Below are 13575 nucleotides of genomic sequence, written 5' to 3' on the forward strand. Positions count from 1 at the left end.
GCCTTGGCCCCTTCAATCGCTTTTGGGCCAAGGCCTGCGTTTCGCGCCTTGCCCGGCGCGATTTTCGGCAGCAACGCTAGCGTGCGTAATCCACGGATAAGTTCTTGGGGGGCGCAAGCATAACCGACTTTCGCCGGGCGCCGTCCCTGCCGGTCTTACTGGCCGAAGAAGTTCTGGCCGCAGACGCGCAGGGTACGGCCGTTGACGCCATCGGCCGCCGGCGAGGCGAAGAACGCCACCGCCTCGGCGATGTCCTGCGGCAGACCGCCCTGCGACAGCGAGTTGATGCGACGGCCGATCTCGCGCGGGCCCAGGGGCATGGCAGCAGTCATCGCGGTTTCGATGAAGCCCGGCGCCACCGCATTGATCGCGCCGCCCTGTCCGGCAAAGGTCTGCGCCATGGCTTCCACATAACCGATCACGCCGGCCTTGGTGGCGCCGTAATTGGTCTGGCCGGCGTTGCCGCCGATGCCGCCGATGGAGGAGATGCACACCGCGCGCGCGCCTTCACGCAGCCCCTTGTTCTTCAGCAGGCCCTCGTTGATCTGCAGGATGGCATTGAGGTTGATGTTCAGCACCAGATCCCAGAAATGCGGCGGCATGTTGCGCAGCATCTTGTCGCGGGTGACGCCGGCGTTGTGCACGATCACGTCCAGTCCGCCGTAGTTGCCGCTGACCTCGGTGACGATGCGCTCGGCGGCATCCGCCGCCGTGACGTCCAGCGCCAGGCCCACGCCGCCCAGCTTGGCCATGGTTTCACCCAGGCCGCCCTCGGCGGACGGATGATCCACGCCGATCACGCGCGCGCCCTCGCGCGCCAGCGTGGCGGCGATGGCCGCGCCGATGCCGCGTGCCGCGCCGGTGACCAGCGCCACCTTGCCTTCCAGGCTGCCGGGCAGCGGCGGGCCCTTCTTGGCCGGCGGACTGATCGTGAGCACCTGGCCGCTGATGAAGGCGGAATGCTCGCTCAGGAAGAAACGCAGCGGCGCATCCAGCGCGCCGTCGGCGCCGGCCTGCACTTCCAGCAGGTTGGCGGTGCTGCCGTTCTTGCCCACTTCCTTGGCCAGCGAGCGGATGAAGCCGCGCAGCGCGGTGGACACGGTCTTGCCGGCCACGCCCTCACGCGATTCCGGCGCGCGCGATACCACCAGGATGCGGCCGTTGCCGGCGATACCGCGCAGCTGCGGCTGATAGAAGTCGTACAGCTCGCGCAGCTGCGCCGGCGAGCTCAGGCCGCTGGCGTCGAACAGCAGCGCATGATTGCGCGCCTCGCCCGACTCGGCGGCGGGATTGCCCAGCAGCGAGAGCTTGAGCTCGGCCGCGGCGGTCTTGATCACGCCCAGACCCGGCAGCTCCGGCACGATGCGCAGCGGCGCGCCGGCCCCGGCCAGCGCCGCGAGCAGGGGCGCCGCCAGCTGCGAACCGCTGGCCGCGCCGACCAGCACCGGACGATCTTCCAGAACATTGCCGGCCCAGGCCGCGCTGGCGCGCTTCAGGCGCGGCGGCGAGGGCAGGCCCAGCAGACCGGCGAGGCTCTTGCCGAAAGAAGAATGCGTGAAGTCCAGGTAGCGGTCGCTCATCGCGGCTCCAGTAAGTAAAGGGCAAAAGGAATGCCCGAATTATCGCGACGCACTGCAACAAGCAATAGCGCCGCTCCGCCAACACGGCCTGTCGACGCAGCTGCCATTGACTCGCGCGGGGGTGCTGCTCATATTGCCGCCCTCACATCAGTACCTGCAGCCGCGACCCATCCGCTTCATCGCAGGCTGCGAAGGTCCATAACGCATATGGCACGGCCCTGTCGCCGGCACAGATGAATGGTTGATCACACTTCAGGGAAAAGGCATGAGCAAGCACGCAGGCTTGAAACTGGCTATCGCGGCGCTGGTCGTCGGCGGTGGTCTCTACCTCGCATTGGAATGGCTCAGGCCTTACCACCATGTCGAGGTGAAGATGGAAGGCCTGGTGCCCGCCGAGCAGGTGTTCGCGGCCACCGCGGCCAGCGGTGACGAGGGCAGCAGCCCTTCCACCGAAGCCGCGCCGCCAGCGCCCGCGCCGGCTGCCGTCGAAGCTCCCGCCGCCGCGCAGGGTGCGGCCGAAGTCGCGGCCGAGCCGCCACCCGCCGACACCCAGAAGCCCAGCAGCGAAGCCGCCGCGGAGGTCAAGGTCGTACCGCCGCCCAAGGCACCGCCGCCGGCGGTGGAAAAGAAGCCGGCGCCGAAGGCCAGGCCGGCCGAGGCCGCCACCAAGACCGGCAAGGCCAGCAGCCCGAACCATGAAGCCGAGGACAGCGGCAAGGCCTGGTGGCAGTCCACCGCCTCGTCGTCCGGCTTCAGCGTGATCTATGCCGGCTCCGCGGCGTTTCGCCGTGCGCTGGTGGTGATGGGCAATGCGCCCTTCGCCAGTGCCGACAGCGCCAACACCACGATCAAGGTGCTCGACGCCTCGGGCAAGCCGGTGAGCGGGCACTGGGAACTCAACAGCGTCAATCCCAGCATGCTGGTGTTTCCGCTCGCCGATCTCGGCGTCTACCGCGTGCAGATCGGCGCGGCGCTGAGCGACCGCCAGAACCGCACGCTGGGCACTGCCTTGCAGGGCAGCATCCAGGTCCGCTGATTCAGCCATCGCCTTCGAGGAAGCCCGCAAGTCATGCGTACCGCACTGTTTGATCTGGACGGCCGCGTCGCCGTCGTCACCGGCGCCTCGCGCGGCATCGGCGCCGCCACCGCGCATCTGCTCGCGCAGCAGGGCGCGCACGTGGTGCTGAGTTCGCGCAAGGCCGAGGACCTGGAAAAAGTGCGCGAAGAGATCATCGCCCGCCAGGGCAAGGCCACGGTGATTGCCGCGCATGCCGGCGTCAGCGAGGACTTGCAGCGCCTGGTCGCCGAGACCGTGCGCCAGCTGGGCCGGCTCGATGTGCTGGTCAACAACGCGGCCACCAATCCCTTCTTCGGCCACGTCGCGGAAACGCCGATGGCCATGGTCGACAAGACCGTGCAGGTCAATCTGCGCGGCTACTTCGAACTGTCCTCGCTGGCCGCGCAGCAGATGCGCACGCAAGGCGGCGGCGCCATCGTCAACATCGCCAGCGTCAACGGCGTGAAGCCCGGCTACATGCAGGGCATCTATTCGATCACCAAGGCGGCGGTGATCAACATGACGCAGTCCTTCGCGCGCGAGTGCGCACCCTGGAAGGTGCGCGTCAACGCCGTGCTGCCGGGCCTCACCGACACCAAGTTCGCCTCGGCCCTGGTCAAGAACGAGCAGATCCTGAGTTCGGTGCTCAAGCAGATTCCACTGGACCGCTACGCGCAGCCCGAGGAAATCGCGCCGGCGATTCTGTATCTGGCTTCGGATGCGGCCAGCTATGTGACCGGCACCACGCTCGCCGTCGATGGCGGCCTGCTCGGCTGCGGTGGCATCTAGCGGCGTGACGCTGGATCCGTTTCACACTAGCTAGCACCGTTTCACAGCAGCGCGCGCGCCGGCTCGCGCAAGCTATGACGATTCTTCCCCCCGAAGGAGTCTCGTCATGCCTGCCTTGCGCAAGGCCAGCCAGCATCGGGTGCCCTGGTACGGCTGGCAGCCGGACCTGCCCGATCATCGCGATCATCCCTACGCCGCCGTGCACGGTCGCCGGCGGCGCCTGCCGCGCCAGGTCGATCTGCGTGCGCACTGCCCGCCCGTGGACAATCAAGGCAGCCTGGGCAGCTGCACCGCGCATGCCCTGAGCAGCGCCCTGGAGTTTCTGGAACTGCGTGCGGGCCAGCGCCTGGTGAATCTGAGCCGCCTGTTCGTCTACTACAACGAACGGGTCATCGAACACAGCGTGGAGCGCGACGCCGGCGCCTCGCTGCGCAACGGCATCAAGACCCTGGTGCGACAGGGCGTCTGCGAAGAGGCGCTGTGGCCGTATCGCATCCGCGAGTTCCAGGTCCGGCCGCCACCGCCCACTTATCGTCAGGCCACCCGGCATTGCATCCGTTCCTATCAGCGCCTGGAAACGCTGGAGGAAATGCGCGACTGTCTGGCCGAGGGCTATCCCTTCGTATTCGGCTTTTCCATTTACGAGAGTTTCGAATCGGCCCGCGTGGCGCGCAGCGGCGTGCTGGAAATGCCGGCACGCCATGAGGCGCAACTCGGCGGTCATGCGGTGATGGCGGTGGGCTACGACGACAGGGCGCGGCGCTTCCTGGTCCGCAATTCCTGGGCTCGCGACTGGGGCCAGCAAGGCTATTTCACGATGCCCTACGCGTATCTGGAAAACCGCAACCTGTCCGACGACTTCTGGACCGTGCGCCGCTGAAGCCCGGCGGCGCCCGCTTAGGTTTAATTTACCGACCAGTCGGCATAGTAATTCGCATCCGCCTGTTTTAAGGTCAGGACTCCATCCGATGCGAGAATCCCAGCGCGCCGCCATGCCCGCCGCCCGCAAAGCCCGAGGCCGTCCCAGTGCGCGTGATGCGATGCTCGACGCCGCCGAAACCGTGGTGATCGAGCAAGGCGCGGCACGCCTGACGCTCGATGCCGTGGCCCGGGCCGCGGCGGTGAGCAAGGGCGGGCTCATGTACCACTTCCCCAGCAAGGACGCGCTGCTGCAGGCGCTGGTGACGCGTGCCATCGAGCGCTCGCATCAGGCGCGCGCGGCGCAGCGCGCCAGGCTGCCGGCCGGACACGGCCAGGAGCTGCTGGCCTATCTGCAGGCCAGCGTCGGCGATCCGCTGGACAACGACCGCGTCAGCCGCGCACTGCTGGGCGTGGTCACCGGCAATCCGCAGCTGATGGCCCCGGTACGCGAGTTCTACGCGGCGCGCCTGAAGCAGCTGGCGCGCGAGGTGCCTTTCGAACGCGCGGCGCTGGTGTATCTGGCCACCGAAGGCCTGTGGCTGATGGAGCTGCTCGATGCCAGCCCCTTCAGCAAGAGCCAGCGCAACCGGGTGCTCAAACAACTGCGCAGTCTGGCCGTCGAAGGCGGCAAGCTGCCCTGAGGATTTCCTTTGCCAGGCCACACGATGAACATCACAGCCCATCGCCTGCCACTCGTCGCGCTGCTGTTCGCGCTTGCAGCCTGCGGCCGTTCCGCGCCGCCGCCCGCTGCGGCCAGCAAGGCCTCGCCGGCCGATCCGGCGCTGGCGGCGCTCTACGAATCCAGCTGCCGGGACTGCCACACCGCGCCGGGCTCCGGCGCGCCGCAGGCGGGCGATGCCGCGGCCTGGGCGCCGCGTCTGGCGCAAGGCAAGGACAGCCTGCTCGACCACACCATCAACGGCTATCTGGGCATGCCGCCGATGGGCATGTGCATGAGCTGCAGCGAGGATGATTTTGCTTCGCTGATCGCCTTCATGTCCGGCAGCGAGCTGCAGTGAGGAGCATGGCATGACCATCACCCGACGTGAGCTGCTCGCGCAGTTCGGCCGCCTGGGCCTGTTGCTGGGCGGCAGTGCCTTCGGCGAACTGGCGCAGGCCGGGCGCATCATTCCCTGGCGCAACTGGTCGGGCGCGCAGTCCTGCATTCCGCTGGCCCGCCTGGCGCCCAAGAGCGAGGACGAACTCGCGCAGCTGATCCGCAGCAGCAGCGGTCCGATCCGCGCGGTGGGTTCCTCGCACTCCTTCAGTCCGCTGGTGCCCACCGATGGCACGCTGGTCTCGCTGGCCTTCCTGCGCGGCATGCTCGGCCACGATCCCGAGCAGCTGCAGTCGGAGTTCGCCGCCGGCACACCGATGTCGCAGATGGGCGAGCCGCTGAAGCAGGCGGGGCTGGCGCTGCCCAACATGGCCGACATCGATTACCAGACCCTGACCGGCGCGATCTCCACCGCCACGCACGGCACCGGCATCGGCTACGGCTCCTATTCCGGACAGGTCGCCGGCCTGCGCCTGCTCAGCGCGCAGGGCGAGATCATCGATTGCGATGCGCAGCACCGCCCGGAGCTGTTCAATGCCGCGCGCTGCGCGCTGGGCGCGCTGGGCATCATCACCCGCGTGCGGCTGCAGAACCGCAAGGCGTTTCGCCTGCGCGAGCACATGTGGGTGGCCAGGACCGAGGACCTGCTCGACGATGTGCACAACCTGGTCCGCGACAACCAGCACTGGGAGATGCAGGTTCTCACCAACTCCGATTACGCCGCCGCGATCTCGCACAACGAAACCGAAGACCCCGCCACACCCGCCAAGGATCCGGGCTCGGAAGGCGGCAATGATTACGTCAAGGCCATCGAGAAACTGGACAAGTACGGCAGCGACTGGCCGGCGGCGCGCACCGCGATTCTCAATCTGATCGCGCGCACCGCCCGCTTCGAGGATCGCGTCGACGACTCGTACAAGATCTTCGCCAATGTCCGCAATGTGCGCTTCAACGAGATGGAATATTCGGTGCCGGCCGAAGCCGGCCCGGCCTGCCTGCGCGAGATTCTCAAGCTGATCCGCGACAAGCATCTGCCCACCTGGTTTCCCATCGAGTATCGCTATGTGAAGGGCGAGGACATCCCGCTGAGCATGTTCGAGGGCGGCGCACGCTGCGCGATCTCCGTGCATCAGCATTACACGATGGACTACCACAACTACTTCGCGGCGGTGGAGCCCATCTTCTGGAAGCACGGCGGCCGTCCGCACTGGGGCAAGCTGCACTCGCTCAACTTCCGTCAGCTCAGCGCGCTGTATCCGCGCCTCAAGGAATTCACCGAACTGCGCCGCGAACTCGACCCGCGCGGCGTGTTTCTCAATGCGCATCTGCGCAGCCTGTTCGGAGTCGCCCCGTGAAGCGCCGCAGCTTCCTGCTGGGCGGCGCGGCGCTGCTGGCCGGTGGCGCGGCGGCACTCAGGCCGCGCGATCACGGCGCGCCCTACAACGATTACTTCCGCCAGCTCAATGCCGAGCTCAAGGCGCATGGCCCGATGCGGCCGAGCCTGCTGATCGATCTCGACCGCCTCGACCACAACATCGAGGTGGTGAAGGCCTTCATGGTGAAAAGCGGCAAGCATTACCGCATCGTCGAGAAGTCCCTGCCCAGCGCGCCGCTGATCGAATACATCGCGCAGCGCTGCGGCACGCGCCGGCTGATGTCCTTCCACCAGCCCTTTCTCAATCACGACGCGCAGTATTTTCCCGATGCCGATCTGCTGCTCGGCAAGCCGCTGCCGGTGCGCTCGGCGGCGCTGTTCTACGAACAGCTCAAGGGCGGCTTCGATCCGGCCCGACAGCTGCAGTGGCTGCTCGATACCCCGCAGCGCCTGCAGCAGTACCTGGAGCTGGCGCAGGGTCTGAACACGCGGCTGCGGGTGAACATCGAGATCGACGTCGGCCTGCACCGCGGCGGCGTGCGCGATGCGCAGACCCTGCAGCAGATGCTGAGCCTGATCGCGGCGCACCCGCAGCAGCTGCAGTTTGCCGGCTTCATGGGCTATGACCCGCATATCGTCGCCATCCCGGCCCTCGTCGCGTCGCGCGAGACACTGCTGGCACGCTCGCTGACCATCTACCAGGAGCGCGTCGCGCTCGTCCGCCGCGAGTTCCCGCAGCTGTGGCAGGACAGCCTCACGCTCAACAGCGCCGGCAGCCCGACCTATCAGCTGCATGGCGAGGAGCAGATCAGCAACGAGGTCTCCATCGGCACCGGCCTGCTCAAGCCCTCGCACTACGATCTGGACACGCTGGCCGCGCACATGCCGGCGGTATACATCGCCACGCCGGTGCTCAAGGCCACCGGCGCCATCGAGCTGCCGGGCCTGGATGAAAAGTCGCGCCTCATCTCCTGGTGGGATGTGAACCAGCGCCAGACCTACTTCATCTACGGCGGCAACTGGATGGCCGAGTACGAAGCGCCGGCGGGCCTGCAGTTCAATGCCAGCTTCGGACACAGCTCCAATCAGGAAATCGTCAACGCCTCGCCGGCCGCCGGCCTGCGCGTGGAGGATCAGGTGTTCCTGCGGCCCACGGTCACGGAGGAGGTGCTTCTGGAGTTCGGCGATCTGCTGGCGCTGCGCGGCGGCCGCATCGTCGAGCGCTGGCCGGTGTTCCGCGGCTGATCGCAGCACCGCGTCACGGCGCAGGGCGCAGGCCGCCGGCTCGCGTTCCCGCTAAAGTGTCGCGCCATGAACCGCCCTGCCCCCTCGGCCGCCGAACGCTACGCGGCGCTGGCCGGCGCGCTGCACAAGCAGCGCCTGCCTGCGGCGCTGCTCTGTCTGGAGCGGCTGGAGGCTCGCGCCGCGCAATTGCTGCGCGAAGCCGGCGACCTGCCGCTGCGCCTGCTCAGTTCCTCGCTGCGCTGCCTGCCGATGCTGCGTCACCTGCTCGACCTGGATCCGCGCTGGCAGGGCCTGCTCTGCCACGATCCGCGCGAAGCCATCTGGCTCGCGGCGCAGGGCCTGGATGACATCGTGCTGAGCCAGCCCACCCTCGATCCGGTACAGCTGCGCGCCATTGCCCATCAGGCCACGCTGGGCCGGCGCATCAGCCTGGCCATCGATGATCCCTTGCAGATCGACGCGGCCGAGGACGCGGCACGCGAACTGGGTTGCCGGCTGGAACTGATGCTGGACCTGCATCTGGGTTCGCCGCGTGCCGGCCAGCCGCAGCTCAGCGCGCTGCGCGAACCGACGCAGGCCGTGCGTCTGGCCAAGCGCATCGGCGCCAGCAATGGGCTGGTGCATCTGCGCGGCGTGCTGGCGCATCGTTTTGCCGGCGATGCACAGCGCCTGCAGCCCGGGCTCGCCGGTCTGGCGCAGCGCAAGCGTCTGGAGCGCCAGCAAAGCCTTGGCATCAGACGCCGCGAAGCCTTTCTCGCCGCGCTGCACGACGTCGGCTTCGAGCCGGAGCTGATGCTCGGTGCCTTGCACCCGGAATCCGGCGCCGAGCGCGCGCGCGGCCTGACGCAGCTCTGCGTCGGCGACGCCCTGCTGCGCGGCAGCAACGATGAACTGCCGCCGCTGCTGCTGGCCCTACCGGTGCTGCGCTGTGCCGGCGATGCGCAACGGGTCTGTCATGGCGGTGGCCTGCCCTTGCAAGTGCAGCTGCCGGGCGGCGTCAGCCTGCTCCGGTCGGTCGCGGACGGACCGGTCCTGCGCCTGGACACCGGCACGCGGCCGACGCTCGGCGAGCCGGTATTCTTTTCGAGCCAGGACACTCTCGCCTTGCTGGAACGCAGCGAGCAACTGCTGGTCGTGCGTGAACAACAGCTCGTGGATCGCTGGCCGACCTATCGCGGCCAGCAGCAGCTGTTCTTATAGCGAGCGACGCGCCTGCATGCGCGCGCCGGCGGTGACGAGGCGCTGATAGGCGCTGGGCAGCAGGCGCACCAGCAGATCCATGAACTTGGCATCCGGCCCCACCAGCACACGGCGCTTGTTGCCCCGCACCGCCTTGAGAATGATGCGCGCGGCGCGATTGGCCGAGGTGATGAACAGCTTGTCGAAGTTGTCGCGCGCGGACTGCCCGTCCTTGGCCAGCAGCCCGTCCAGATTGCTGGACATGCGCGCCGCCTGGGCGATGTTGGTTTTGATGCCGCCGGGATGCACGCTGGTCACACTCACCGGCGCGGCCGTCAATTCCATTTCCTGGCGCAGGCATTCGCTGAATCCACGCACCGCAAACTTGCTGGCGTTGTAGCAGCCGTTGGCCGGCACCGCGAACAGGCCGAAGATGCTGGAGGTGTTGATGATGTGGCCATCACCCGAGGCGCGCAGATGCGGCAGGAAGGCCTTGCTGCCGTAGACCACGCCCCAGAAGTTGATGTTCATGATCCACTCGAAGTCTTCATAGGCCACACCTTCGAGCGTGCTGCCCAGCGCCACGCCGGCATTGTTGAAGATCAGATTGACCTTGCCGTGCTCGCGCACCACCGCATCGGCCCAGGCGTAGACCGCCTCGCGCTGCGAGACATCCAGGCGCGTGCTCGTCACCCGCACCGGATAAGCCTTGAGCAGCGACATGGTCTGCGCCAGGCCCTGCTCGTTGACATCGCTCAAGGCCAGATGACAGCCCTGCTTGGCCAGCTCGATGGCCAGTTCGCGGCCCATGCCGGAACCGGCGCCGGTGATGGCCGCCACCTTGTCCTGAAACGATTTCATCGACGCTCCCCTGGCTATCCGAATTGAATCGCCGCGCAAGCGCGCGGCTCTTTGAAATTTGACAAAAGACGTTGTCACTTTAAATTTGACAACAGTTCATGTCAACATTGCCGCATGCCTGAAAAACGCAAATCCGGACGCGGCGCCAAGGCGCCCGCACCGGCACGAAAGAAAGCCGCCAAGGCCGCACCCGAGGGCCGCCGTTTCCGTGGGCTGGCGCCGGCCGAACGTCAGGCCCAGCGTCGCGAGCAGTTCGTGCAGGCCGGGCTCGAACTGTTCGGCACGCGCGGCTTTGCCGCCTGCGGCGTGCGCGAGCTGTGCGCGCAGGCGCGGCTCACCGAGCGCTATTTCTACGAATCCTTCGCCAATCGCGAAGCGCTGTTTCAAGCCGTCTACGAGCAGGCCTTTGCGCGTCTGCGCAACGCGGTGACCGTGGCCATCGCCAGCGCGCCGCAGGACATCAGCCAGCTCTCGCGTCAGGCGATCCGCGCGGTGCTGCAGACCCTGCGCGACGATCCACGCCTGTCGCGCATCCTGCTGATCGATGTGCTGGATATCGGCGCCGAGGTCAGCGCGCAATCGCGCCTGGCCACGCAAAGCTTTGTGCGCATCGTCGGCGAGCTGGTGGCAGCGATGTATCCGCAGCTGCCGGCGCACGGCGTCGAGGTGGAGCTGCTGGCCAACGGCCTGGTGGGCTCCACGCTGCACCTGATCATGCACTGGGCCTTCGGCGGTTTTCGCGAGCCGCTGGAGAGCATCGTCGCGCACTGCGCATTGTTCTACGAAGCGCTCGGCCTGCAGGCGCAGCGCCTGCTTGCGACGCCCGCACAGACGACGCGGCACTGAGGATTTCGCGGTTTCGTTTCATTCATCGCCATTCAAGAAGGGGAACACCATGCGTTTGCTGCTCAAGAGCCTGCTGGGGCTGGCTCTGCTCGCGGTCGTCTATCTGGCAGCCGATCATCTGGCGCCGGCGCCCATGGCGCGCGCCACGCTCGCGCTGCAACACCGGCTGGCAGGCCTCAAGCCTGCGCAAGCCGAGATTCCGGGATTCCGCATCGCCTATCTCGATTCGCAAAGCACCGACGCCGTCCCGCTGGTGCTGGTGCACGGCATCGGCGCCGACAAGGACAACTTCGGCATGCTGGCCATGTTCCTGCGCGATTACCGCGTGATTGCGCTGGATCTGCCGGGCTTCGGCGCCAGTGACAAACCGCTGGACGGCGACTACTCCATCACGGCGCAGGCCGAGCATCTGGGCCAGTTCCTCGATGCCCTGCATCTGCAGCAGGTTCATCTCGGCGGTAACTCCATGGGCGGCGCCATCGTGCTGGAGTACGCGCGCCAGCATCCCGAGCGCGTGCAGAGTCTGTGGCTGCTGGATCCCGCCGGCGTGCGCGGCCATGCCAAGGAATCGGAAATGCTGCGTCGCTATCGCGAGCACGGCGACATGGCCTTGTTCGCGCAGACGCCGGAACAGTTCGCCGGGGTGATGGACATCGCCATGGCCAGGCAGCCGCCCCTGCCCTACAGCCTCAAGCACGAGCTGGCGCTGGCCGCCGCCGCCAACTATCCGCTGCACACGCGCATCTTCAAGTCACTGGTCGATGGCATGCCGGAACTCGATCAGACCGCCGCGGGCCTGGCCACGCCGGCGCTGATCGTCTGGGGCGAGCTGGATCGCGTGCTGGATGTCAGCGGCGGTGAAGCGCTGCACAAGGCGCTGCCGAACTCGCAGCTTGTGGTGCTGCCGGGCATCGGCCATCTGCCGATGCTGGAAGATCCTTATCACGTCGCCGCGGATTACCGGCGCTTCCGCGCCGGGCTTGCCGCGAGCCACTGAGCGGATCGGCAAAACAAAAAAGGGCGCCGCGAGGGCGCCCTTTTTTTACCTGTCCCGCTCAGATCATCACGGCGTGACGCTGGTTGCCGTCGAGCAGGCGGCGTAGACCTGCCGCGTGCCGATGACGGCCAGAACGCCGGGGTTGTAGGTCAGGCGAATCGCGTCGAAGTTGTTGTGCGACTGCATGGACACCAGCGCGGTATCGGCGCCGCTCAGACGCAGACCCAGCAGATCCACCGTCAGCGGTGAGTTCGGCGTGGTCGTCGAACTGGTGGATTCCACCACCGTACCGCCACTCAGCACGTCAACCGTGAACTGCGCCGCCAGATCCACCTGCGCCAGCAAGCCGGTATCGTTGCCGACAATGAAACCAACGCGGCGCGGCGTTGTGGTGCTGGCCGCAAACTGAGTGCCGGTCGGTGCCGTCACCGTCACCGACATGGTGCCCAGGGTGAGCAGGCCCACCAGCGTGGACATCTTGCCGTAGTTCTCCGGATCGGCATCCACGATGTTGATCTCATCGCTGACGTTGCACAGCAAGCCGCCACTGCACAGGCCGCCATAGGCTACCGTTGGAGGTGGCGAGTTAGTCGGGAACGGCGTGGTGCAGCCGACGGTGCTGTTGCCCACCAGCAGCGCCGCCGTGGCGGTGCTGTTGCTCATGCCGCTGGTGTTCTTCAGCGTCGCGGTGATGGTGGTGTTGCCAAAGGCATTGCTGCTGCCCGCGCCGGTGTACACGCCGGTGGCGGTACCAGTCGCATCGACAGTCGCCACCGCAGTATCCGAGCTGGTCCAGTTCAGCAGGCTGGGATCGAGCGTCGCGGTCGTGGCGCTGCTGCCGGAACCGAAGATGCCGATGGCCTTGAACAGTTTGGTATTGCCGGTGCCGATGCTGGCGGTTGCCGGATCGAGATCGACCTGGATGCCGGTCAGCGCGGCATTGCCAACCACCACCGTCACGGTGGCGTCAGGCAGCGTCGCGGTGCTGGCCAGCGTGGTCGCCGCCCTCACGGTGGTGGTGCCGGTGGCCACCGGCGTCGCTACCGTGACCTTGTCCGCCTGAGTATTCGGATTGCTGCCCGGAGAAACCGTGAGCTTGCCGGTATCGGCCGCAGTCCAGTCCACCACCGCATCGCTGGGCAGATTCGAAATGCTGCTGTCCGAGTAGACACCATAGGCCTTCAGCTTCAGCGTCGAGCCCAGCGGCAGATTCAGCGAAGCGCCCGTCGCCGGATTGGCCGAAGGCGTACCGTCGTCGTTCGGAACCCGCACCACCACCGAGGTCAGCACCGGCGGCGTGACGTTCAGCGTCACCGAGTTGCTGGTCACGCCATTCTTGCTCGCCGTGATGATCACCGTGCCGGCGGCCTTGGTGGTCACCAGACCCGCGCTGCTGATCGTTGCCGAGTTAGCCGGCGAGGCCGTGTAGTCGGCACTGGTGACAGCCGAGGTGTTGCTGCTCGGGCAATCCACGCCGGGCTGGCAGCTGTAATGACCTTGCAGCGACAGCTGCACAGTCTGTCCCAAAGCCGGCGTGGCGGACTGCCCCGTGGCCAGGCTCAGCGTCAGCTGGTCCAGCGAAGACTCGAAATCCGGAGCCTGCACTGATCCCCCGCTGCAGGCGCCCAGGGCCAAGAGGCCCAGCGCAGCCAAAAGCAATCGAACCGC

General features: G+C 67.1%; 13 protein-coding genes. 10 read left to right on the forward strand and 3 right to left on the reverse strand.

Annotation, left to right across the window (positions count from 1 at the left end; translation table 11 throughout):
- Positions 1-155: 155 nt before the first annotated feature.
- Positions 156-1580, reverse strand: coding sequence for a 3-oxoacyl-ACP reductase (locus tag BMY12_RS16405; RefSeq protein ID WP_093288718.1), 1425 nt, complete (start codon positions 1578-1580; stop codon positions 156-158).
- A 265-nt stretch (positions 1581-1845) separates the two neighbouring features.
- On the opposite strand from BMY12_RS16405, the gene BMY12_RS16415 reads away from it, so the two are divergent.
- The 8 genes from BMY12_RS16415 (at position 1846) to BMY12_RS16450 (ending at position 9224) form a co-directional block, all read left to right on the forward strand.
- Positions 1846-2616 (forward strand): hypothetical protein, encoded by a 771-nt coding sequence (locus tag BMY12_RS16415; RefSeq protein WP_143068984.1) that lies wholly within the window; start codon positions 1846-1848, stop codon positions 2614-2616.
- A gap of 33 nt (positions 2617-2649) precedes the next feature.
- Positions 2650-3426: an SDR family oxidoreductase gene (locus BMY12_RS16420; RefSeq protein WP_093288725.1), complete on the forward strand. Its 777-nt coding sequence runs from the start codon at positions 2650-2652 to the stop codon at positions 3424-3426.
- Between the two features lie 106 nt (positions 3427-3532).
- Complete coding sequence (locus tag BMY12_RS16425; protein ID WP_093288728.1) at positions 3533-4306, forward strand: C1 family peptidase; 774 nt, start codon at positions 3533-3535, stop codon at positions 4304-4306.
- Positions 4307-4394: 88 nt separating this feature from the next.
- Entirely contained in the window at positions 4395-4988 is a 594-nt protein-coding gene (locus BMY12_RS16430) for a TetR/AcrR family transcriptional regulator (RefSeq protein ID WP_245732583.1), read from the forward strand.
- A 24-nt stretch (positions 4989-5012) separates the two neighbouring features.
- The gene (locus tag BMY12_RS16435) at positions 5013-5366 is read left to right on the forward strand and encodes a c-type cytochrome (protein ID WP_093288730.1); all 354 of its coding nucleotides are present in this window, start codon (positions 5013-5015) and stop codon (positions 5364-5366) included.
- A 10-nt stretch (positions 5367-5376) separates the two neighbouring features.
- Positions 5377-6759, forward strand: a complete 1383-nt coding sequence (locus BMY12_RS16440) for a D-arabinono-1,4-lactone oxidase (RefSeq protein WP_093288733.1) — start codon at positions 5377-5379, stop codon at positions 6757-6759.
- Entirely contained in the window at positions 6756-8024 is a 1269-nt protein-coding gene (locus BMY12_RS16445; protein ID WP_093288735.1) for a DSD1 family PLP-dependent enzyme, read from the forward strand. Before BMY12_RS16440 ends, BMY12_RS16445 begins: the two co-directional genes overlap by 4 nt.
- 66 nt (positions 8025-8090) lie before the next feature.
- Positions 8091-9224, forward strand: a complete 1134-nt coding sequence (locus tag BMY12_RS16450) for an alanine racemase (protein ID WP_093288738.1) — start codon at positions 8091-8093, stop codon at positions 9222-9224.
- Here BMY12_RS16450 and BMY12_RS16455 read toward each other — a convergent pair.
- Positions 9219-10064: an SDR family NAD(P)-dependent oxidoreductase gene (locus BMY12_RS16455; RefSeq protein WP_093288739.1), complete on the reverse strand. Its 846-nt coding sequence runs from the start codon at positions 10062-10064 to the stop codon at positions 9219-9221. The two genes, BMY12_RS16450 and BMY12_RS16455, sit on opposite strands and share 6 nt — an antisense overlap.
- A 114-nt stretch (positions 10065-10178) precedes the next feature.
- Here BMY12_RS16455 and BMY12_RS16460 point away from each other — a divergent pair, with 114 nt between their 5' ends.
- Both BMY12_RS16460 and BMY12_RS16465 read left to right on the forward strand, forming a co-directional pair.
- On the forward strand, positions 10179-10910 hold the full coding sequence (locus tag BMY12_RS16460; RefSeq protein ID WP_093288742.1) for a TetR/AcrR family transcriptional regulator: 732 nt from the start codon (positions 10179-10181) through the stop codon (positions 10908-10910).
- Positions 10911-10959: 49 nt separating this feature from the next.
- Entirely contained in the window at positions 10960-11907 is a 948-nt protein-coding gene (locus tag BMY12_RS16465) for an alpha/beta fold hydrolase (RefSeq protein WP_093288743.1), read from the forward strand.
- 66 nt (positions 11908-11973) lie between these two features.
- On the opposite strand, the gene BMY12_RS16470 is transcribed toward BMY12_RS16465, so the two are convergent.
- On the reverse strand, positions 11974-13512 hold the full coding sequence (locus tag BMY12_RS16470) for an Ig-like domain-containing protein (RefSeq protein ID WP_177189039.1): 1539 nt from the start codon (positions 13510-13512) through the stop codon (positions 11974-11976).
- Positions 13513-13575 lie beyond the last annotated feature (63 nt).

Origin of the sequence: Solimonas aquatica (genome assembly GCF_900111015.1) — a bacterium.
GTDB lineage: Bacteria > Pseudomonadota > Gammaproteobacteria > Nevskiales > Nevskiaceae > Solimonas > Solimonas aquatica.